The sequence below is a fragment of the Acinetobacter pittii genome, assembly GCF_034064985.1.
GTDB lineage: Bacteria > Pseudomonadota > Gammaproteobacteria > Pseudomonadales > Moraxellaceae > Acinetobacter > Acinetobacter pittii_H.
The window spans coordinates 1,599,432-1,622,129 of record NZ_CP139249.1 but is presented as its reverse complement, the minus strand read 5'-3'; the positions used below and the strand labels follow the sequence as shown (position 1 = coordinate 1,622,129).

General features: G+C 38.0%; 21 protein-coding genes. 12 read left to right on the top strand and 9 right to left on the bottom strand.

Annotation, left to right across the window (positions count from 1 at the left end; translation table 11 throughout):
• Positions 1 to 110: 110 nt before the first annotated feature.
• Complete coding sequence (locus tag SOI76_RS07790; protein WP_104078799.1) at positions 111 to 1,631, top strand: hypothetical protein; 1,521 nt, start codon at positions 111 to 113, stop codon at positions 1,629 to 1,631.
• Here SOI76_RS07790 and SOI76_RS07785 read toward each other — a convergent pair.
• Together SOI76_RS07785 and rpiA are read right to left on the bottom strand one after the other, a co-directional pair.
• The gene (locus SOI76_RS07785) at positions 1,628 to 2,308 is read right to left on the bottom strand and encodes a SprT family zinc-dependent metalloprotease (RefSeq protein WP_104078800.1); all 681 of its coding nucleotides are present in this window, start codon (positions 2,306 to 2,308) and stop codon (positions 1,628 to 1,630) included. The two genes, SOI76_RS07790 and SOI76_RS07785, sit on opposite strands and share 4 nt — an antisense overlap.
• Positions 2,308 to 2,979: a ribose-5-phosphate isomerase RpiA gene (gene rpiA / locus SOI76_RS07780; RefSeq protein ID WP_002046900.1), complete on the bottom strand. Its 672-nt coding sequence runs from the start codon at positions 2,977 to 2,979 to the stop codon at positions 2,308 to 2,310. The genes SOI76_RS07785 and rpiA overlap by 1 nt, the downstream gene beginning before the upstream one ends.
• 101 nt (positions 2,980 to 3,080) lie before the next feature.
• On the opposite strand from rpiA, the gene ilvA reads away from it, so the two are divergent.
• The 3 genes from ilvA to ntpJ all read left to right on the top strand — a co-directional run bounded on the left by ilvA (position 3,081) and on the right by ntpJ (position 6,779).
• Positions 3,081 to 4,628 carry a threonine ammonia-lyase, biosynthetic gene (ilvA, locus tag SOI76_RS07775; RefSeq protein WP_171293210.1) on the top strand — a complete coding sequence of 516 codons (1,548 nt, stop codon included), beginning with the start codon at positions 3,081 to 3,083 and terminating at the stop codon, positions 4,626 to 4,628.
• 144 nt (positions 4,629 to 4,772) lie between these two features.
• Positions 4,773 to 5,423, top strand: a complete 651-nt coding sequence (gene trkA / locus SOI76_RS07770) for a potassium channel family protein (RefSeq protein WP_005069007.1) — start codon at positions 4,773 to 4,775, stop codon at positions 5,421 to 5,423.
• A gap of 18 nt (positions 5,424 to 5,441) precedes the next feature.
• Positions 5,442 to 6,779 (top strand): TrkH family potassium uptake protein, encoded by a 1,338-nt coding sequence (gene ntpJ, locus SOI76_RS07765; RefSeq protein ID WP_017386029.1) that lies wholly within the window; start codon positions 5,442 to 5,444, stop codon positions 6,777 to 6,779.
• Between the two features lie 39 nt (positions 6,780 to 6,818).
• Here the strand turns inward: ntpJ and pldA are convergent, their stop codons facing one another.
• From pldA to SOI76_RS07750, 3 genes are all read right to left on the bottom strand, one after another.
• Positions 6,819 to 7,970 (bottom strand): phospholipase A, encoded by a 1,152-nt coding sequence (pldA, locus tag SOI76_RS07760; protein WP_104078802.1) that lies wholly within the window; start codon positions 7,968 to 7,970, stop codon positions 6,819 to 6,821.
• Positions 7,971 to 7,991: 21 nt separating this feature from the next.
• Entirely contained in the window at positions 7,992 to 10,931 is a 2,940-nt protein-coding gene (locus SOI76_RS07755) for an insulinase family protein (RefSeq protein WP_205668350.1), read from the bottom strand.
• A gap of 251 nt (positions 10,932 to 11,182) precedes the next feature.
• Entirely contained in the window at positions 11,183 to 13,273 is a 2,091-nt protein-coding gene (locus SOI76_RS07750) for a TonB-dependent receptor (protein WP_104078804.1), read from the bottom strand.
• Positions 13,274 to 13,511: 238 nt separating this feature from the next.
• On the opposite strand from SOI76_RS07750, the gene SOI76_RS07745 reads away from it, so the two are divergent.
• The 8 genes from SOI76_RS07745 to SOI76_RS07710 all read left to right on the top strand — a co-directional run bounded on the left by SOI76_RS07745 (position 13,512) and on the right by SOI76_RS07710 (position 19,188).
• The gene (locus tag SOI76_RS07745) at positions 13,512 to 14,516 is read left to right on the top strand and encodes an adenosine kinase (protein ID WP_104078805.1); all 1,005 of its coding nucleotides are present in this window, start codon (positions 13,512 to 13,514) and stop codon (positions 14,514 to 14,516) included.
• A 16-nt stretch (positions 14,517 to 14,532) separates the two neighbouring features.
• Entirely contained in the window at positions 14,533 to 14,841 is a 309-nt protein-coding gene (locus tag SOI76_RS07740; protein ID WP_002121079.1) for a Rieske (2Fe-2S) protein, read from the top strand.
• Between the two features lie 25 nt (positions 14,842 to 14,866).
• Positions 14,867 to 15,475 carry an OB-fold-containig protein gene (locus tag SOI76_RS07735; RefSeq protein ID WP_002121106.1) on the top strand — a complete coding sequence of 203 codons (609 nt, stop codon included), beginning with the start codon at positions 14,867 to 14,869 and terminating at the stop codon, positions 15,473 to 15,475.
• A 378-nt stretch (positions 15,476 to 15,853) separates the two neighbouring features.
• Positions 15,854 to 16,048, top strand: coding sequence for a cytochrome oxidase putative small subunit CydP (gene cydP / locus SOI76_RS07730; protein WP_005073962.1), 195 nt, complete (start codon positions 15,854 to 15,856; stop codon positions 16,046 to 16,048).
• Entirely contained in the window at positions 16,048 to 17,634 is a 1,587-nt protein-coding gene (gene cydA / locus SOI76_RS07725) for a cytochrome ubiquinol oxidase subunit I (protein WP_104078806.1), read from the top strand. The genes cydP and cydA overlap by 1 nt, the downstream gene beginning before the upstream one ends.
• Positions 17,631 to 18,776 carry a cytochrome d ubiquinol oxidase subunit II gene (gene cydB / locus SOI76_RS07720; protein ID WP_104078807.1) on the top strand — a complete coding sequence of 382 codons (1,146 nt, stop codon included), beginning with the start codon at positions 17,631 to 17,633 and terminating at the stop codon, positions 18,774 to 18,776. The genes cydA and cydB overlap by 4 nt, the downstream gene beginning before the upstream one ends.
• A 10-nt stretch (positions 18,777 to 18,786) precedes the next feature.
• Positions 18,787 to 18,888, top strand: a complete 102-nt coding sequence (gene cydX / locus SOI76_RS07715; protein WP_000270276.1) for a cytochrome bd-I oxidase subunit CydX — start codon at positions 18,787 to 18,789, stop codon at positions 18,886 to 18,888.
• Complete coding sequence (locus SOI76_RS07710) at positions 18,889 to 19,188, top strand: cyd operon YbgE family protein (RefSeq protein ID WP_004791954.1); 300 nt, start codon at positions 18,889 to 18,891, stop codon at positions 19,186 to 19,188.
• A 12-nt stretch (positions 19,189 to 19,200) separates the two neighbouring features.
• Here SOI76_RS07710 and SOI76_RS07705 read toward each other — a convergent pair whose 3' ends face one another.
• The 4 genes from SOI76_RS07705 to ftsY all read right to left on the bottom strand — a co-directional run bounded on the left by SOI76_RS07705 (position 19,201) and on the right by ftsY (position 22,597).
• Positions 19,201 to 19,725 (bottom strand): GNAT family N-acetyltransferase, encoded by a 525-nt coding sequence (locus tag SOI76_RS07705; RefSeq protein WP_104078808.1) that lies wholly within the window; start codon positions 19,723 to 19,725, stop codon positions 19,201 to 19,203.
• 78 nt (positions 19,726 to 19,803) lie between these two features.
• Complete coding sequence (locus SOI76_RS07700; protein WP_104078809.1) at positions 19,804 to 20,475, bottom strand: DUF2057 domain-containing protein; 672 nt, start codon at positions 20,473 to 20,475, stop codon at positions 19,804 to 19,806.
• A 223-nt stretch (positions 20,476 to 20,698) separates the two neighbouring features.
• Positions 20,699 to 21,295, bottom strand: a complete 597-nt coding sequence (locus tag SOI76_RS07695) for a nitroreductase family protein (RefSeq protein ID WP_104078810.1) — start codon at positions 21,293 to 21,295, stop codon at positions 20,699 to 20,701.
• A 189-nt stretch (positions 21,296 to 21,484) separates the two neighbouring features.
• Positions 21,485 to 22,597 (bottom strand): signal recognition particle-docking protein FtsY, encoded by a 1,113-nt coding sequence (gene ftsY, locus SOI76_RS07690; RefSeq protein WP_002121114.1) that lies wholly within the window; start codon positions 22,595 to 22,597, stop codon positions 21,485 to 21,487.
• Positions 22,598 to 22,698 lie beyond the last annotated feature (101 nt).

The following is a 22,698-nucleotide window of genomic DNA, read 5'->3' as shown; positions in this document are numbered from 1 at the left end:
GGTAATTTTAATTTTTTTAATTTTAGCGACAATCAGATAGCACTTACTGGACTGTCATAACCACATAAATATCAGCAAATAAATACCAGATTAATTTTTGGAGAGCTAGGATGCTTCAACAATCAAAAGAAACAAAATTACGCACGTACCTTGGCTTGAGCACATTAATTTTAAGTGTAGCCCTTACTGGTTGCGGAGGTGGAAGTAGTAGTGGAGGCAATTCACCCACTACCCCAACGCCTGTTGACCCTACACCTGAAGCAACAACTGATGTGACCTTAAAAACTCCTGTAGAGATGCGTAATATCCAACTTAAGGTATATGACAACACCAACAACGCTGTTTTAGTGGATACTTCAATTGCAAGTTTAAATAGTTTTAATGTCAAAATTCCTACTACAAAATTGAATCGTTTATATCGTGTAGAAATTACAACTCAAAGCTCATCTCAAGTGTTTGACCCAATTACTTCAAAATATCAAAATTTATCTGGCACTTACCGTACATTCATTACACCCAATACGGTAAGTAGTAGAACCCAATTCATTAGTCCAAGCAGTGAAGCAGTTTATCAACGAGCTGTCATACGTTCGGGACAACTCTCTCAAGAAACGGTTGACCCAACCCGTATTGAGCAATTACATGTGGATTTAGCTTCTCACGATGTTTATAGATCTCTTCTTAATGCGTTCAAAGATGCAGACATTCCAAGTTTAAGTCCAACCAACCTTCTTATTGATTTAACTTTTTCAGAGTACTCAACTACTAAACCTAGTACATATGTGGATAGCTACCTTAGCTTTGGTTACTTACAATATTGGTCAACAATTCATGGCGGAGCAAACACCTACCAAGAACTTGTTAAAAGTTTAGCAACTGATTTAAAAGATGGCTTTCTGGATGGGAAAAAACTTCATGGGGACCCAGCAATATTCACCCCTATTTTTAATGCTGCTCCTGATAATATTGATCCAATCAAAAACACTCTGTTAGATATTGCAGCCAATCAAAAGGCGACACGTGATTATTTTGCTACTAATCTACGAGCAGCCACCTTACAACTAGCAGTTTTGCAAGACCAACCTCGTCTTGACCAAGTAGGATATGATCTTTTAAAAAATAAACAGTACTCAGGAATTGTTCCTACTGTAAATTCAACAACATTCATTCGCATTGACGGTGCTGGAGATTACCGTAGAGCTGTTGGGTTTACCACCACAGCGACGTGTAATGGATCAACCTACCCATGCAAACAAGGCTTAACCAGCATCAATCTATCAGATCCAAACCTACCAGCTACAGACTATTTAGTGGGTCACTATGAAGACACCTCAACTGGATGTCAGCTTAATTTTCGCGCGAACGGTCAAATCGACTTAAGTAAAGGTTCACAAATTTATCGTGCTGCTTTAAGTGCTGATAGTACCGATAATTTATTGCAAACAGATGCTGCTAGTTCAAGTTATTTACTCAATTCAAGTTCAGCCGCACCAAATAACACGACGCAACAATACAACTTTATCCAATTATCTATTAAAGCAAATAAAATTATTAGTGCTAAAGCAGGTTTAGATAGCCGAAAAGCACCCGATAGCTTACAAACACCTCAACTAGAATGTAGTTTTAGTTAAGCTGAAACATACCACCATGCAGGCAATGGATTTAATTTAAGTTGTCTGCGGTGTTTTTGAAAATATAGATCGTATTTTTCAACTTCTGCCCAAAATGCAGGGCTATGATCAAAATGTTTAGTATGTGCCAACTCATGAATAGCCACATAGCGAGCAATTTCATATGACATGAGTACTAGTCCTGCATGTAGCATAATATTATGCTGACTACTACAACTTCCCCACCGAGTTTTCGGGCGGCGAATTGTACACTCCCTATAAGCCAAATGAGTGTGCTCACTTAATTCTTTTAAAAGCTCTGGTAATTCTTGTTTAGCATAGGCAATAACTGCACTTTGTAATGCCAAATATGGCTGTGTATCTTTAATAAATAAAGAATTGTTTTCCCAGTCGAATTGAAAAACACGATGCTGCTTTTGCACAATCACTTGAAATGGCTGTTCTTTATTAAAGAAATAGATTTCGGAAGGAATATCAATGGATGCCGATTGGACGTTTTGTTGTTTATTCCACGTCTCGGTTAACCATTGTTCAGATTGCGCTAAAAAATGCTGAATTTGCTTTTTACTACAAAATAAAGGAACCGTAAGACGGATTGAAGCAGGCTCAACACGTAAGCGCAATTTTCTTGCTCTTACGTGTCGAACGATTTTAATCTCTGGCATTTTTGCAGACATTACTGTGCTGTACGCTCTTCAATACCATTATTTGTTGCAACAATTGCAATCGTTGCTGGATTTAAGGCGAAGATACCATTAGTTACCACACCAGGAATATTGTTAATTGTTTTTTCCAGCTCAATAGCATTTAAGATATTAAGATTGAAAACATCCAAAATCACATTACCGTTATCTGTAACTACACCTTCACGATAAACTGGGTCACCACCTAAACTTACCAATTTACGAGCTACAGCCGAACGCGCCATTGGAATAACTTCTACAGGAAGTGGAAAATCACGTCCAAGTTGATCAACCCATTTTGAATCATCAACAATACACACAAATTTCTTAGCAATTGATGCAACGATTTTTTCACGTGTTAATGCAGCACCGCCACCTTTAATCATATGCATATGACGGTCAATCTCATCTGCACCATCAACATAAGCATCTAGGCTACCTACATGGTTCATATCAACCACTTCAATACCAAGTTTTTTAAGACGATCAGCAGTTGCTTGAGAACTTGCCACAGCTGCTTCTAATTGTAATTCTGGGAGTAAATCAATTAGAAAGTTTACGGTACTTCCAGTCCCAACACCCAAAATGCCACCTTTGGGTAAGTGTTTTAAAGCAGCTTTCGCAGCAGCTTGTTTCTTTTCATCTTGGGTTGCATATAGGCTCATTACATCACTCAACTATTTTTTGACATTTATGCGCCAATAAACGGCGCAAATGCACAAGGGTTTGCTACAATAATTTCCTATTTTAAACTGTTATAGGGAAGATGAACATGCTGTCTCGTGTGGTACGACAAATTTTACAAGCAACGGTTTATGATGTTGCAATTGAAACACCTCTCGAAGCAGCTCCACGAATTAGTCAAAAATTAAATAATACAATTCGTTTTAAGCGTGAAGATTTACAACCCGTTTTTTCTTTTAAATTACGCGGTGCCTATAACCGTATTAGTCAATTACCTAAAGAACAACTTGAACGCGGAGTAATTTGTGCCTCTGCGGGTAACCATGCTCAAGGCGTCGCATTGTCAGGACAAAGATTAGGAATTCCCGCTATTATTGTTATGCCGAGCACAACACCTGACATTAAAGTTCAGGCTGTTAAACGCTTAGGTGGTCAAGTCGTATTACATGGCGATAGCTTTGATATCGCAAATAAATATGCTCAACAACGTGCAGAAGTTGAAGGTCTTGTATTTATTCCACCTTATGACGATGAACTTGTCATTGCAGGTCAAGGCACAATTGCCAATGAAATTTTACGTCAATGGCGTGATGTAGAGTACGTGTTTGTTGCCGTAGGTGGCGGTGGCCTTATTTCAGGCGTAGCAGCTTACCTTGGAGAAGTTGCACCGCATGTAAAAGTTATTGGCGTTGAATATGAAGAGTCTGCTTGTTTAAAGGCAGCTTTAGAAGCAAATGAACGTGTAATTTTGCCACATGTAGGCCTATTTGCAGATGGTACAGCTGTTGCCCAAATTGGTGCTTTACCATTTGATATTATTCGTTTGCGCAAATCTGATAACTCAGGCCCGATTGTTGATCCTGATATTGTGACTGTGAATACAGATGAAATTTGTGCAGCAATTAAAGACACATTTGATGAAAACCGCAGCATTGTTGAACCTTCTGGCGCAATGGCTTTAGCGGGTATCAAAAAATATATTCACGAACATAAAATCAGTAATAAAAATATGGTGTCGATTGTGTGCGGCGCCAATATGAATTTTGACCGCCTCCGTTATATTGCTGAGCGTACCGAGTTAGGTGAGCAACGCGAAGCGATTTATGCAGTTACCTTATCTGAAGAAAAAGGCGCATTCTTAGGCTTCTGCCGTGCTTTACAAGGCCGCAATATTACTGAGTTTAACTACCGAGCAAACAATACAGAGGAAGCACAAGTATTCGTCGGTATTAGTTTAAAAGGTGGAGATGCAGAGCGCCATGAAATTTTGGAACAATTAAAACAGCAAGATTATATTGTAGATGACCTTTCTGACGATGAAGTTGCCAAATTACATATTCGTTATTTAATTGGTGGTCATGCAAATCTAGATGATGAAAGATTGTTCCGTGTTGAGTTCCCTGAACGTCCAGGCGCCCTCTTAACATTCTTAACTCGTTTAGGTCCAACTCACAACATTACCCTCTTCCATTACCGTAACCATGGTGCAGCAGAAGGTCGTGTTTTAGTTGGCTTACAAGCAACCGATGCTAAACAAAACCCTGATGGATTGATTGAGACACTCGAGCAAATTAGCTATCCATATGCAGAAATTACTGACAATGTGGGCTATAAGCGTTTCTTGAAATAATCTTTGATTTTGATAAAAAAGCTGACAAATTTGTCGGCTTTTTTATTATTTAAGCCCAATATTTTCTATATTTACATTGCTTCTCTTTATCTCAAAGAAAATATCATTAAAAATAAAGCCCTAATTAAGTATAAAAGGTTATTTATGGCACAGTTCGCGGTCATCGGCTTGGGAAGTTTTGGAGCAACAGTTGCTCAAGAACTCACAAAATTAAATCATGATGTTATTGGCATTGATACAGTCAAAAAGAATGTAGAGAACCTTGCCGATGTTTTAACTCATGCCGTCATTGCTGACGCTACCGATGAACATGTGCTTGACGAATTGAATATTCAAAATTGTGATGCGGTTGTTGTTGCAATTGGTGAAGATATTGAAGCCAGTATTTTGTGTGTATTGAACTTAAAAAATCTGGGAATTGATAAAATTTGGGTCAAAGCAAAAACCAAAGCTCATCACACGATTTTGTCACACCTCAATATCAATAAAATTATTCACCCTGAAGAAGATATGGGGGTGAGAGTTGCTCAAGCTCTGAATTACCCAATGGTAAGTCGCTATATGTCTTTAGAAGATGACCATTACATTATAAAAATTGAGATCCCAGATAAGCTTAATGGCATCAATTTATATGGCATTATGCAGCAAGCTCCTCAGGTTAAAACATTGCTCGTGAAAAGACAGCAGCAAATTTTGTTTGAGACTGAAGAAAATTTTACTTTGCAAACACATGATATTCTTATTTTAGAAGGTCATTTATCGCAGTTAAAGAAACTTTCTAATTGCTTCTTATAAGAAAACGAACTCTAGAATATGTCTATATATCCCAAGCCTCATAAAACGTTAAATTTAAGCCCTCCTTCACTTTTAGCGCTAGGGTTTTTAGGCTTTATTACTTTTGGCACTTTATTACTTAAATTGCCATTTGCGAATACAGGCAATGTCAGTTGGATGGATGCGCTTTTTACAGCCACCTCAGCAGTTACCATTACTGGTCTATCTGTTTTAAATATTCATGAGTCTTTTACCCTCTTTGGGCAAACTATTATTTTATTACTGATCCAGTCTGGCGGTTTGGGTTTTATGACTTTTGCGATATTGGCCGCATTAAGTTTGTCACCAAAAGTTGGTCTTAAACAGCAAATGATGGCTCAAGATAGTCTCGGGCAAACAAGCCTATCAAAAGTTACCTTTGTTGCTAAAGGAGTTGTCACTTACACCCTTATTTTTGAGCTGATTGGTACAGTTATTCTTACCGCCGCTTTTGCACCAACCTATGGGTTTGCACGCGGTTTATATTATGCAGCTTTTTACAGTATTTCCTCATTTAATAATGCTGGTTTTTCATTATTTTCCAACAGCTTAATGAATTTTCAAAGCAACTATATTATTTGTATTACCATTAGCATCCTTTATACCTTAGGTGGTCTTGGTTTTTTAGTGCTCATGGATATTAAGCAAAACAAAAGATGGAAAAAACTAACGCCAAATAGCAAGCTTATTCTTACCACTATTGCAATTATCAACCTCGTTGCCTTTATTTTAATATGGGCTTTAGAAGCTCAAAATCCCGCGACTTTAGGGATGTTAAACTCAGGTGAACAAGCCTTAAACGCTTGGTTTCAAGCAACAGTCCCTCGTTCCTCAGGTTTTAATACCATTGATACAGGTGCAATGACCAACAGTAGCTCGCTACTGATGATGTTACTGATGTTTATTGGTGGTGGTTCACTGAGTACCGCGGGTGGAATCAAAGTTGGCACCTTTGTCATTTTAGTGCTGAGTGTAATTTCATTTTTGCGCCGTACAGATGAAATTAGGATATTTAATCACTCTGTATCTCACGAAACCACCTATAAAGCATTAGCAGTGACTGCTATTACGAGCATACTGATTTTCATTGGCTTCTTTATTCTTTTACTTTTAGAGCCTAAAGCAGATTTTATGAATTTGCTTTTTGAGGTTGTTTCAGCGGCATGTACAGTGGGCCTGTCTCGTGGAATCACACCAGATTTACATAATGGTAGTTTATTCATTTTAAGCCTACTCATGTTTGCTGGACGGCTTGGACCATTAACACTCGCCTATTTAATTGCTACTCCTAAAAAGAGTCGACTCAAACACCCTCAAGCCAACATACAAATTGGATAATAAAAAAGCCGCTTTAAAAGCGGCTTTTCTTATAGCGTCTTAGTACCAATTCAAGAGCGATACACCCAAACCGACATACGTTGCTCGATGGTTATAATCAATCAAGCTTTCACCATAACCATTAAATAATTGGAAATGTCCGCGTAACTTGCCACTGATTGGAAAAGCCCAATCAAATTGCACCGCACCATGAGAGTCATCACCACCTTTCAATGAATGACGCAGCATTAAAGAGAAGTCATTCTGCTTCCACTTATAAAACGCTGTTAAATCACCACGACCAATGTAATCTTCAATATCCGGATTATTATCATCTTTACTATCTTCTTCAAGACGAATCCATGGACGAAGCATTAAAGCAAAATTACCACGCTCCAATCCAACATTAAAAATTACACGGTTCCAGCTACGAGATAATGGATCTGAACGACCATTTGACTGATGGTTTAAGGTAACTCCAAGCAAACGCCCATCTAAACCAAGCAACTCGTAGTTCGTTCTAAACATTAAACTTGCTTCTGGCTCATAGTTCGTTTCACGGAATGGGCGAGATTCTTCAGCATTGAACGTCTGCCAGCGTGAAGATTGTGTATACCCTACCCACAAATCCCCATTATTTCCAAAAATATTTTCCCAAGCTTTGGTCTTTAAAGAAATCTGAAATTTACTTTCTGTTGATTTCAGGTTTTGGGCTGTATGTTCTACGTTGTTTGGATTTGGGCTAGTAGGTAATTCATTTTTATCACTAGTCCAGAATACAGGTAGTAAATAGACAGGCTGATAAGCACGAATATTCCAAACACCTAATTTACTCTCTTCAGATAGCTCCCAACGTTGATCTAGCAGAGAGGTAGTAGGTTGAAGTTTCGGTGCTTTACCAATCACTTTAATATTACTAACTGTATCTACTACCTTCTCTTTAAAGGTTTCTGGTTGAACAACAGGCTGATCAATTTTTTTAACAGGTTCAGGTACTACCGCGGTTTGTACAACAGGTAGAGCTGCTGGTTTAAATACAGAGTCGTAACAAGCCAGACGATCGGCATTCGAAGCAAGAGCAACACATGCATCTACTGTCGCGGGGGTTACAGGTGCCAAGGTGTCAGCATATGTCACAGACGCACACAAACAGCTAAGCACGATTCCCATGCTTAGCTGTAAAGATGTGCGTTCAAATTGTTTGAACGCCATGTTCAATCTCCAATTTTTATTTTAATTAACTTGTTGAATGGTGAAACCTAATTGCTGCAATTCATCACGTTTAGCAAATGGCGCAACTACAGCTTTTACAGGAGTTTGCTCTACTAAATATTGACGAGCAACACGTTTTAAATCATCCAATGTTACATGCAACAATCTTTCACGCAAAGTACGACGGAAAGCTGGTGTTCTCGCATGCAACAATGCATAACATGCTGTAATCGCTTCACCCGCTGGAGAGCCTGGTTTATCCATACTTGCCACTAAACCAAGAATCGCTTCTTCAAGCTGATGTGGTTGTTGCTCTGTATTTAATAACCATTGCACGCTTGCTTCAAAGTCTTTAAACGTCTCCGCTAAACGTGGGTCACGGTAGCTAAAGAAACGGAATGAACAAGCATTTCCATCATAACTAGCACCGCCACCATAAGCACCACCTTTTTCACGGATAGCACTGTGCAAGAATCCGTTACGTAAATAAGCTGCCAACACCATTAATGGAGCCGCATCTGGATGTGATACTTCTACGGCTTGATATGCAGACGCACAGAATTGAACATTGGCCTGAATTAACCATGCTTCATGATTATTATCATTAGCTTGCTCTACTTGAGTTAACTCAGCTGTAGCTGTATCAACATTTAATTTATCCCAAACATTCTGGATTTCTTCAACCAAACGTTCAGATTGATGTTCTTCACAGACAAGTAAGAACTGTTTAGGTGCTTGCAACAACTTACTATGAATACGTTTTAATTCCGCAATCAGCTCATCGTAAGCAGCAGCATCTTGGGTAATTTTAGTAACAAGCTCACCCAACCAGTTCAAAGCACCTAAACCTGTGTTTTGATAGTCGCGTTGAGCCAAGGCACTCATGTTACGGGAAGCAATCTGCATCGCATAGCTATGACCAGCACCTGACAAACGAGACTGCCAACGTGTCTTACGTTGTTGTAACAACTCGATAATTCGCTCTTTTTCATCAAATCGAAGCTGTTCAAATGCTAATTTTAATAAATGAATTGCATCAAATTTCTGAGTCAAAGATTTAGTCGTTAACGTTAACCAAGCACTAATTTTATCTTTATCGTCAACTTTACTACGTAATGAAGCGCCCATTCCCAAACCACCACTTACAGCTGTTTGTAAGTTTTGTAGTTCAAGATAGTCATACTCACCAGCACCTACTTCACCCATCAAAATAGAAAGCAAATTGAAGTAAGGTGACTTCACAATATCTTCAGGGATCTGGATAAGTACTTGTTGATAGTAAATACCGTTCGTACCCGCATGGTACAAGTTCAACGGCGTATCCATACGATTACAAATAATTTCGCGTAACTGACCTTGTACAATATGCAAGTCAGCAGGTACGTCTTCCAAGCCTACTTTCGGTAATAGCTCAAGGTTATCAGGCGTATCCTGACGTTCCTCTAGAGCCTTGGTCTTAGCAATAATTTCCGCCTTATCAGCGTCTGTTAGTTTTTCACCAATAGCTACTAAGCGTGCTTTTTCAGCTTCTTGTTCTTTTACAGACTTGGTTGGATCTGGAACTAAAGTCATCTGTACACGGTGCGGATTATCTAACAAGTGCGTTTGAATCAGATTTGATAACCACATTGGGTCCTTCAACTCTTCTTTAACCTGTGCAATTGCGCTGTCGACATCCCAAATTTGGATTGGGTCACTATGGTGAATCGCACCACTTAAACCATTTAAAATTAGACTTAAACCATATGGTGTACCATCACCATTAATTTCACGTTGATGCAACTCGATTTGATGCAAAATTGCATCGACTAAATTACTATCAATTGGTTTAGCAGCAACATCACGCAGAATATTTAAAACGCCCTCTCTAAAGCTTTGCGCATGTTCAGGATTTGAACCTTGAACGCCACAGTAGAAAGTCATTTCAAAATTACTATCGTCTACACCCATTAATGGGCCTGTTGATTGAGCATAACCACAAGTTTCTAAGTAATGACGGAGTGGTGAAGCTGAATTTTCTAATAAAATTCCTTCAACTAAACGCATTCCTAAACGCAATTTAATGTCATTTGCTTCTGGTAATAACCAAGATAAAACATGATAAGTCTTATCTTTTAAATCATCGCTATCAACACCATAGTTCTCTGTTACTTCAATTGGCGCTGCTAAACGTTTTTCAGGCTTAGAATATAAAGTTGTACCCGCAGAAAACTTATGTAGAGCTAGTTTTTCAAATTGCTCTTGCAACTCATATGCTGTCTGATTACCAAAGGTCATAAAAACAGCATTACTTGGGTGGTAATGTACTTTATAAAATTCGACTAACTGCTCATACGTTAGATCAGGAATATCTTTAGGATCACCACCTGAGTTGTAATGATAGGTCGTTTCAGGGAATAAATGATGGGCCAATTGATGATAAAGTTGGTCAGACGGTGCACTCATTGCACCTTTCATTTCATTAAAAACAACACCTTTATAAACAGGTTGTCCATTTTCAAGTTCAATACGAATACCTTCTTGAGCAAAATCAAGTGGATTCAAATTTGCAGCAAATGCCGCATCAAGATAAACAGAAAGTAAGTTTTGGAAATCTTTTTTGTTTTGAGTAGCAAATGGATATGCAGTCCAATCTGCTGCTGTAAATGCGTTCATGAACGTATTTAGAGAACGACGAATCATTAAAAAGAATGGATCACGTACCGGAAACTTTTCAGAGCCACACAAAGCCGTATGTTCTAAAATATGTGCCGTGCCTTTAGAGTCCATAGGCTGTGTCCTAAAAGCAACAAGAAATACATTTTCATCATAATCAGTTGCCAAGTGATAATGCACCGCACCTGTAACTTTATGCTTATATTCAGACACTAAAATATCTAATGCTTCAACATGGTGCTGACGTAGCAACTGAAACGCAGGGTGAACAGTTTGAGAAATGGTTTCAGTGACATCTACAGTCATGTGATCTCCTAACATATCGGATAAGTCAATAAATCTCATTATAGCCTGAGTCAGCTTGAGATTGGCGAACAAAAGCCAAGTAAAATACTATGTTTTTGTTGAGTATTAGTTTTCATCGGCATAGCTTTGATATCAAGCACATAGCCATGAATGTTTTATCCTACCAGAACAAAAGCTTTTAATTCTATTTATATATTAACCAATAAATAAAAAAGCCCATCAAGTCGATGAGCTTTTAGAAAAACTTTTACTTAAAATCGATAACGAAGTGCAATTTGGGCATTCAGTGGATCGCCCATCATATTTGAATCATTGGCTCCGCTATGTCCTGAAACAAAGTAATCACGATCAAACAAGTTATTTAAGTTGAAGTTCACATCGTAACGTTCACTTTGATAACCTAAGGCTGCATTTACAACAGCATAGCCTGGTAAAACATTCTTGTTATCTGGCGCACTAAAACGTGATGATTCACCACGACCACCTACAGCCGCATACCAATGATCATTCATTTGATATTTTAACCATAGGTTAGCAGTATTGTTTGGCGTAAGCGCAGAACGATTGCCTGTCAGTCCAATAGCAGATTTTTCAATCTTACCATCCATATACGAATAGCCTGCCAATACCGATAATTGATCAGTTAATTGACCTGTTAGTGAAAGCTCAACACCCTTGGTTTTTTGCTCACCTGCTAATACTGCTAGTGTTGAATCTGTAGGATCTTGATTTTGAATATTTGTTTGGCTCATTTCAAACAAAGCCAGTGTCACATTCAATTGATCATTCACATCCCACTTCGCACCGACCTCAATATTTTCGGTTTTTGTTGGGCTCAAATCATCACTATTTTTATATAAAACAAATGAATCAGCTAAAGGCTGGAAAGATCGATTATAAGAAGTATAGAGTGAAATATTGCTTACTGGCTGATAAACCACCCCGATACGTGGAGAATAGGTGTTATCAGTTCTATTTAATATTTGAGACTTCACTTTATCATTGCGATCTTGTGACAAATTATCATAGCGTAGACCAACTAAAACTTTCAGCTGATCTGTAACTGTCATTAAATCTTGTAAATAGATACCGTAGTTTTCAAAGGTATTACTATTATTATTACGTGCAGTTGTTGAGCCTGTATTAATCGGCGCCCAGTATTCTAATTTAGGGTTATACAAATCAGTTGTGGTTTTAGCACCTTGCCAAAGTATTTCATCTTTGTGCTGCTTACTATACTCCGCACCAATTAAGGTATTGTGCTTTAAGAAACCAGTATTAAATAAACTACTTAATTCTTGCTGAACATAGACACCATCTTCATTACGTAAACGCTTATTTTGAGTCAAAGTAATTTGTGACTTATCAGCGGGATGTGAATCAACACTATACTGGCGGTCTAATGAATAGTTATAGTGACGAACTGCACCGTGATATTTTAGATTATCGTTAAACTCATGATCTAAGCTTATGGTTTGGCTTGAAATTTCCGTATCAACCTCACCAACCTCTTTACCGTTTAATGCACCGTAAAAAGTTTTAGGATTTGTTTTAACAGGTTTACCAGTTATCAGATCTGTCGGGAAACCTTGATCTGCTAAACGGTCATCATGCAAATAGTCAGCCTGAATTAAAAGCTTCGTCTTGTCTGAAATATCCCATTGTAAAGATGGAGCAATGGCTTGGCGTTTTAAAAAAGCCTGATCACGATAACCATCTGAATCTTCAACTGCGCCAGTTAAACGAACCTTAACATTCTCTGCTACTTTTTCATTCACATCGACTTCTGCACGGCGTTGCCCTGTTGTGCCGCCAATAAGACTGACTTCGCGCAAAGATTCATCCATTGGCTTTTTATTAATTTTATTAACCAATCCACCCGCAGAACCACGTCCATATAATACAGAAGCAGGCCCTTTTAATACTTCAATCCGCTCAACATTCGACATATCGCGAAAATACAATGCATCATCACGAATACCATCTACATAGTTATCTGTGATTGCAGAGAAACCACGAATCATAACCTGATCACGTTGTCCATCACCCACACTAAAGCTCAGACCAGCAACGTTTTGCAAGGCACCTTGCATAGAGGTCACCGTTTGCTCTCTCAAAACTTGTTTAGGCACCACATTTACGATTTGAGGAACATCTTTTAATTGCATAAGTCCTTTAGTTGCAGTTGATGCTTGTCCCACTTCTTGTTTTAAGCTTTGTTCCTTTTCAGCTTTTACTGAAATTGTTGGAAGGTTGGTTACAGCCTGTTGCTCTGCCTCTAAGGCATATACGTGGCTTGTCATAACCCCAACTGATGAAATAAATAAAATAGAACGTTTCATGTAAGTTCGCTACGAAAAATTTCAGGCGAAGTTTCGATGAAATACAATATATTTGTAAATATTAGCAAGAATCATTATTAATTGATAATTTTTATTAAAAACATTATTTCGATAGCTTAATTAAACAATATTTTTCCACTAATTTTTGATTTAACTGAATTTTATTCAACAAACTACAGCAAATCCAAGCAATGGTGTAAACTTAGCAACCTGATTTTTTTATTTTGTGACAACACATATGGTAACTGTAGATCTTTTTGCAATTGGTAATGCATTAATCGACCAAGAATTTAAAGTGTCTGATGATTTTCTTAGTCAGCAAGGCTTGCAAAAAGGCACCATGCAGTTGTCCGATGGCGACACTCAATCTGCTCTTTATGCAGAGTTAAAACAGCATCAAGATTACAAAGGTCAAGCAAGTGGTGGTTCTGCTGCGAATACTACTGTAGCCTTTAGTGCATTAGGTGGAAGTGCTTTTTATGGTTGCCGCGTTGGTAACGATGATTTGGGTTCAATTTATCTGCAAGGTTTAAATGAAGCTGGCATCCAAACCACTCCAAAATCAATCAGTGAAGGCGTGACAGGTACCTGCATGGTACTCATTAGCCCTGACTCTGAACGTACAATGCATACCTATTTGGGCATCACTGCTGAACTTTCTCAAGATCAAATCGACTTTGAACCGTTAAAAACAGCAAAATGGCTTTATATTGAAGGTTATCTTTCTACAAGTGAAACAGCGCGCAAAGCTGTAAAACAAGCCAGAGAAATTGCAAAAGCAAATGGCGTTAAGATTGCTTTATCTCTTTCAGATCCTGCCATGGTGCAATACGCTCGCGAAGGCTTAGAAGAGCTCATGGATGATGGCGTAGATTTACTATTTTGTAATGAACAAGAAGCCTTAATGTATACAAATACAACAACTGTTGAAGATGCTCTTGCTCAATTACGTTTTAAAAATCATACAGTAGTCATTACACAAAGTGCTAAAGGTGCTTTAGTTTCTAACTCTACTCAACATTTCCATGTGGCAGGCCGTCATGTAGAAGCCGTTGATACCAATGGTGCGGGTGATGCATTTGCAGGCGCATTCCTATACGCCCTAAACCATCATCAAGATTTGAATGCTGCTGCACAGTTAGCTGTCTTAATTTCTAGTGAAGTTGTTTCTCAATTTGGCCCACGTTTAGCGATTAATGATTATGCTAAACTTCTTGAAAATTTTCAGAAGGAATGTGCTTGAAATGGAAAGGATCTGTATGACGGAAGAAGTTCCTGAGCGTGAAGCTAGAGCTTTTGACACTTTACAAGGAACTACTATTTTCATTACACAACGTGATGGCGCATTCTATGCTTATCAAAACTTATGCCCTCATTTGCAAACAGAGCTTGAATATTTAGAAAATCAATTTCTCGATCAGGACCAAGAATATATTCAATGTTCTACCCATGGTGCTTTATTCACTGTGGAAACAGGCGAATGTATCTCAGGACCATGTTTAGGTGATTTTCTAAATAAAGTTGAGATTAAAGTACATTCAGATGGCGGTATCTACATCGTAGACTGAAGCGATCAACATTAGAGTTTCTGCCATGGCTGATTTCTTTTTCAATTATTATCTTATGCCATTTCACTTAAGTGTAGTGGCTTTGATATTACTCAGCGTGGTAGAAACCATTGGTATGTATATTGGACTTCGTCCAAGTCAATTACTCAAAAAAATTGCGCCTGTTTGGCTTTCTAATTCACCACTACTTAACGTTAAATTTTCTAAAGCTTTAATTTTCGTTTTTTTACTTATCAATTTTAGTTTTGCAGGCTATTTTTTACAGCTCTCTTTCTTTGCAATCCAGCATTATTTTATTTCACCATTTTATTTAATCGTCCCAGCTCTTGTCATCGCAATCTTTTTTACTGTGTTCATGATTCACTGCCTTGACCAAGTAATTAAACCAAAGCTTACTCATACAAACTATAATCTTTTAGGACGATTAGCGACGGTTTCCAGTGGTAATGCTAGACCTGGGTTTTCTGCCCAAGCGCGAGTGCGTGATGAATTTGGCCAGCTCCACTACGTTCAAGTCGAACCAGAATACGGCGAACTCGAATTATACTCTCAGGTTATCCTTGTCAGAGTGCATAAAAGCCATTATGTAGCCAAGAAAATTTCTGTATCAAACGATCTTTTTGCCCCCGATTAAATTTTCACTACTATTCTATTTACTTGCTGCTTTTTGCAGGCTTTATTACGTCTATATTTTATTATTTTCTTTTTAATTAATTATTTATTATTCCAACTATTTTAGTTTGAAATATAATTTATAAATATAATATACAATCATTTTAGTCGGTATTAAATTAAAACAAACTATTTTAATCAACTTAATATTTTTATTTACAAGTGTTTTAGTAGGATTTAATAATCAATTCAAACCATTTTAGTATAGTATTTATTTTAAAATATTAAGTATTTGTTTTATAAAATTTAATTATTTAAATATTCATTTAAAATATATTTAATGTTTATTTTTATTATATTTTGATTAATAATAAAATTAATCTCAAATGAGGTTTAATTTATGAGCCTTAATTTTAAAAATCTTAATGGTCGTTTAGTTAAAGAAATCACTATTATTCTAATAATAAAAATAGTGCTTCTCTTAACGATCAAACATATTTGGTTTGATGCTCCCACCATCCCCAAAAATTTTGACAATCAGGTCGCCGAGCATATTGCTGGCGATAACATTTCCCACATTAAGGAGACACGTTGATGATTTCTGAAAGCGTGGTTGATCTTTCGCGGTTTCAATTTGCGATGACCGCAATGTATCACTTTCTTTTCGTCCCTTTAACTCTAGGTTTGGCATTTATCCTTGCCATCATGGAAACCACTTATGTCATTTCCGGTAAAGAAATTTACAAGGATATGACTAAATTTTGGGGAAAATTATTTGGTATTAACTTTGCTTTAGGGGTAACAACTGGCTTAACAATGGAGTTCCAATTTGGAACAAACTGGGCTTATTACTCACACTATGTAGGTGATATTTTTGGTGCTCCATTAGCAATTGAAGGCCTTATGGCATTCTTTCTTGAGTCTACATTTATTGGTTTATTCTTCTTCGGATGGGATCGTTTAAGTAAGGTTCAGCATCTAGGCGTAACATGGTTAGTTGCTCTCGGGTCGAATATGTCAGCGCTTTGGATTTTAGTGGCGAATGGATGGATGCAGAACCCTGTAGGTGCTGCATTTAACTTTGAAACAATGCGTATGGAATTAGTTGATTTCGGCGCGCTTATCTTTAACCCTGTAGCTCAGGTGAAATTCGTACATACCGTTTCTGCGGGTTATGTAACTGGTGCAATTTTTGTACTTGCCATTTCAAGCTATTACTTACTTAAAAAACGTGACCTTCCTTTCGCCCGTCGCTCATTTGCAATTGCTGCCATTTTCGGTCTTGCATCTACACTTTCAGTGATTTTGTTAGGTGATGAATCTGGCTATGAGCTAGGTGATGTTCAAAAAACTAAACTCGCTGCAATCGAAGCCGAATGGGATACTCATCCTGCTCCCGCTCCGTTTACTTTGTTTGGTGTACCAAACCATGAAGAGATGCGGACAGATTATGCAGTTAAAATTCCCTATGCATTAGGTTTAATTGCAACTCGTTCAACAACCAAAGAAGTTACTGGTCTTAAAGATCTCATGCAACAACACGAAGTTCGTATTCGCAACGGTATGCTTGCCTATGCTGAACTTGAAAAATTGCGTGCAGGTGATCGCTCACCCGAACTATTGGCTTCTTTTGAAAAAAATCAGAAAGATTTAGGTTATGGCCTACTTCTTAAGAAATATGCACCCAATGTAGTTGATGCAAGTGAACAAAATATTAAAGCTGCTGTAAAAGATACTGTTCCAAATGTTACAGCGTTATTTTTCTCTTTCCGTGCAATGGTTGCCTCTGGTTTCTTAATGCTACTACTCTTCATTTTAGCGACTTGGGCTGTAGCAAAAAGAAATGCTGAAAATAAACCTTGGCTTCTGAAATATGCATTGTTTGCTCTACCGCTTCCTTGGATTGCTGCACAAACTGGTTGGTATGTAGCTGAAGGCGGTCGTCAACCATGGTCTATTGGTGAAATCTTACCAACTCACCTCTCTACTTCTAGTTTAAGTACTGGTGACGTATGGGGTTCAATTATTGCACTAGCAGCGTTCTACACCGCTCTTTTGATTATTGAAATGTATTTAATGATTAAGTTTGCTCGTTTAGGGCCAAGCTCTCTGCACACTGGCAAATATCATTTTGAAAAGCAAGAACCAAAAGCATCTGTTAATGGGGAGGCCTTATCATGATTGAATATGAATTATTGAAAATCATTTGGTGGGTGTTAGTTGGTGTGCTACTCATTGGCTTTGCTCTTACCGATGGCTTTGACATGGGGTCTATGGCTCTCATGCCTTTCGTTGGAAAAACCGATAGCGAACGCCGTGCTGCAATCAACACGATTGCCCCACATTGGGATGGTAATCAGGTTTGGTTTATTACAGCGGGTGGTGCACTATTTGCTGCATGGCCAATGGTCTATTCCGTTGCCTTTTCTGGCATGTACTGGGCACTCTTGTTAGTTCTATTTGCACTCTTCCTAAGACCAGTCGGTTTCGATTATCGTTCTAAACTTGAAAATACCAAATGGCGTAACTCTTGGGACTGGGGTCTGTGCATCGGTGGTGCTGTTCCAGCACTTGTATTTGGTGTAGCCTTCGGTAATTTGTTCTTAGGTATACCTTTTAGTTTAGATAGCACATTACGCTCTGAATATATAGGCAGCTTTTTTGCCCTTCTTAACCCCTTTGCTCTAGTTTGCGGTGTGGTAAGTCTGTCTATGCTTTGTGCACATGGCGGTGCATGGCTCATGCTCCGTACTGATGAAGCTTTAAAACAGCGCTCTGCCAAAGCCACACAAATTATGGCAATTATCTTTTTAATTTGTTTCCTTGTAATTGGAGCATGGCTGTATTTTGGGCAAGTTCCAGGTTATAGCTATGCTGTTGCTATAGATCCAAATGCTGCGCTTAACCCTTTAGCTAAAGAAGTGATTACCAATAGCAATCCAGGTTGGATGAACAATTACAGCACCTATCCAGTGACTAAAGTTGCCCCTGTTCTTGCTATATTAGGCGCAATCATTGCAATTTTTGCATCTTCAAAAGCAAAAGCGGGCTTAAGTTTTACTGGTACAAGTTTAATGATTGTAGGAGCAATTTTAACTGCTGGTTTTGCCCTATTCCCATTCCTACTTCCATCTAGTATCAATCCTAACTCTAGCTTGACGATGTGGGATGCTGTATCAAGTCACCTTACTTTAGGCGTTATGACAGTTGCTGCCTGCATTTTTGTTCCTCTTATTTTGATCTATACCAGTTGGTCTTATTACAAAATGTGGGGAGTCATCACTAACAAACATATCGAGTCAAACTCGCATAGCTTGTATTAAGGAGAAAACTATGTGGTATTTCGCATGGATCCTAGGCATTTTGATGGCATGTTTTGCGGGTGTACTCAGTGCACTTTATATCGAACATCATCAAAATTTAGATGAGGAATAAATGATGGCAAAAGCAATGACAGCATCAAATCATCGAAAAGCTCAAGCATTTGCAATGGCCCTTTCTTTTCTGTTGGCATTGCCTCTTGCTGCAATTTTGTTGGTTTATCCTTCACTCATGCTAGATGCTAACGGGCACTACAATCATAGCCAGCTTATGCTGGTGATGATTGGCATTTCTGGTGGCTTTATTTACGGAGTGGGTTTCGTACCTAACTTCTGGTTATGGAAATGGCTATTTAGCCCATGGGTGGCTTGGCCTCTCATGCTATTAGGTTATTACATCTGGTTTCTAACCTAAGTCAAAAAGACCTCAAATGAGGTCTTTTTTCATTTCAACCAACTTAATAGGCACCCTTGGCACGCCTACATTTGCCTCAACTGGATATGGCTGTTCATTACCCGTTTTCACATATCCTCGTCTTTCATAATAAGCGATCAATTCCAAACGGACATCTAGCACATACATTACGGCGCTAGTCAAATGGGGATCTTCTTTCAATGCATATTGCTCTGCATATTCTAAAACAGATCGACCCACTCTCATATTTTGAACTTGAGGATCAGTACAAAATGTTCCAATCTCAACCTGATTATTTTCAAATGTAAGCCCAATACAAGCAATAAGCTTAGAAGCAGAAGTTTCCGCTATCAATAATGTTGAATTCCTAAGTTGTAGTTGTTCTTCTAATTCAAACTCTGTAATACGCTGTCCTTCTACCCAATCAAGTTCTGTTGTCCAACTTCCATCTTGTTGTTCTCGATAGGACTTATTAATTAAAGCTACAAGTTGTGGAATATCAGGAAATTGAGCTGAACGGAAATTTAAATTATTCATAAAATATACTTAGGCTATTTATAAAAATTCTAAAAATAAAGCCGATATTAAATCGGCTTTATTTTAAATAGCAATTAATTAATTTGATTGTTCAGCTAACCATGCCATAAATTTTTGACGCTCAGCTTTAGAAGCCTTCTGCCAAGTTTCGACTAAACGTTGATCATTTGTTTGGGCTACGCCTGTTACAGGCATAGATGTTGGAGCTGGTAAAGCCACCTGAGCAGAAGTAGGTTTAGCAGATGCATAAACCGCCTCAGGCTGCGATTTAGATGATTTAGTCGTAAAGTCAGTGACTTTACCTAATAAGCCAGTTGCAAACCATGGTTTTGCCTCATTGTTTGCACCAGTTTGTTGTACGATCAATTCATTATTTGCGCTGTACAAAGCCACAGTTGGTTGCTCAGCATATTTCTTCGCTTGTTCAAATTGCTTTGGTGCATCTACCATCGAAAGCTTATAAGTTTGCCCATCTTTAAGAGCCGGAGTTTGAATCGTAACTACTCCAGATTTAACAATGTCATGCTCCCCGCTTAAATGTTCAAAGTATTCTTGGTAGCGCACACTTAAGCTTGTTTCACCAGCATCGACTTTATAATTATTTTTAGATGAACGAAATAACCCAGAGTTGACTTCCTGACCATTCACCGCAAGGATTACAATTTCCTCTGGTGCTGTAATTGTAACTGCTGAAAATACCGAACCGCTGAGTAATAAACCAATTGCAGCAACACCTAATCTTAAAGTCATCTGTCTCTTTCTCTGTATTTGATAAGCTATTAAATCATGAGCAATATGCAATATGATTGTGACTATTTTATGACAAAGCAGTTATCGACTAATTTCTTGATTTATTATTTTGAAATATGCATTTGAATTTCATAAATTTTCGTTTTATATATTCTTCCTATTCATTCTAAAAACATAAAAAAAGCACCTAAAATAGGTGCTCTTTTTTTTAACTTCAATTAAATTAATTGAAAGTTTTGAAACGATCAGCATCATTAATAAATGCTTTTTCACCTGCTGGTGCTTCAACCGAACCAAATACTAATTGAGCACGTAACTTCCAAGTTGCAGGAACATCAAATGCTTCAGCTGCGTCTGCATCGACAATTGGGTTATAGTGCTGTAAAGAAGCACCTAAACCAAGCTCTGAAAGCGCAGTCCAAGTTGCAAATTGAGCAATTGCACTTGAGTGTTCAGACCATACAGGGAAATTGTCTGCATATAGTTCGAATTGCTCTTGTAAGCTTTTAACAACAGCTTGGTCTTCATAAAATAAAACCGTACCAACACCCGCTACAAAGCTATCAATTTTTGCATTTGTACCAGCAAAAGCCTCTGCAGGAACAATTTTACGCAAAGCTTCACGAACTAAATTCCAGAATTTAGCATGAGATTCACCGTATAGTGTCACTACACGTGAAGATTGTGAGTTAAAAGCTGAAGGACTATGTTTAACTGCTTCACAGATAGTTTCTTCAATTTTAGTGCGATCTAATGCAACGTTTTTACCAATTGCATAAATTGTACGACGGTTTTTAATTTTATCTAAGAAAGTAGACATTTTGTTATTTCCTACCTATTGATTTGACCAAGGGTCGTTGTTTGGGAATGAGTACAGTGTATTAAAGTCATTTTTCATAATCAGCATTAAAAATATGACAGTTCGTTTTATTTTCGCAACAATAATAAAAGATATACATATAAAAAAAGCTTCACGATTTAGTGAAGCTTTTTAGGGTTACCAATCAATTTACTTATCAGTTTCGAACAGCGCAGCAACAAAAGATTTAGCCGAGAATGGTCTTAAATCATCAATTTTTTCACCTACACCAATAAAACGAATTGGCACATGGGTACGACTTGCAATATTAAAGAGTACACCACCTTTAGCTGTTCCATCCAACTTGGTAATGGTAATACCCGTTAAACCTACAGCTTGATCAAACTCTTGTACTTGGTTAATCGCGTTTTGACCTGTTCCTGCATCTACCACCAACATAATTTCATGAGGTGCAGTTGCATCAATTTTCTGCATAACACGTTTAACTTTTTTGAGTTCTTCCATCAAGTTACTCTTATTATGTAAACGACCTGCCGTATCCGCAATTAATACGTCAATTCCTTTAGCACGAGCACTTTCAAAGGCATCAAAAATAACAGAAGCACTATCAGCTCCATGACCTTGCGCTACTACAGAGATATCGTTACGTTCGCCCCAGATCTGTAATTGCTCAGTTGCTGCGGCGCGGAATGTATCACCAGCAGCCAACATCACTTTTTTACCTTCACCTTGTAAACGTTTCGCCAACTTACCAATAGTTGTAGTTTTACCCACTCCATTTACCCCAACCATCAGAATCACATACGGTGATTTATTAGGGTCAATATGCAATGGCTTAACACGTGGAGCCAACAAAGCAACCAACTCTTCTTGTAACGCTTTATATAAAGAGTGGGAATAGATCAAATCACCACGAGCTGTACGCTCTGTTAAATTGGTAATGATGGTTTTTGTTGCTTCAACACCAATGTCTGCAACCAATAATTGCTCTTCGACTTCTTCAAGTAACTCATCGTCAATTTCCTTTCCGCCAATCAAGATATTGACCATACCATCAGCGAAATTACGACGAGTTTTGGTTAAGCCTTCTTTCATCCGGCCAAAAAAACCAGTTTTTGGTTGTTCAACCGGTGTTTCTGTAGAAGCCACTTCGTCTTTGGCTACTTCAATATTTTCTTGTGATTTAGCAGGAGATTCAACGATGGGAACATCGATAGCAGGTAAATTAGGTAATGTGACATCGTCATCACCGATCTCAGCATCTATCAAGAATTTATTTTGCATATTCGATTGTTGCTCCATGCGGATTCCTTGAAAAGCAGCGCGTTTAAAAAGATAAAGTTTAGCATAAATTCAAAATTTTGCCTGCCACAATAGTGCTCAAAAAGCTTTTGAAACCAAGA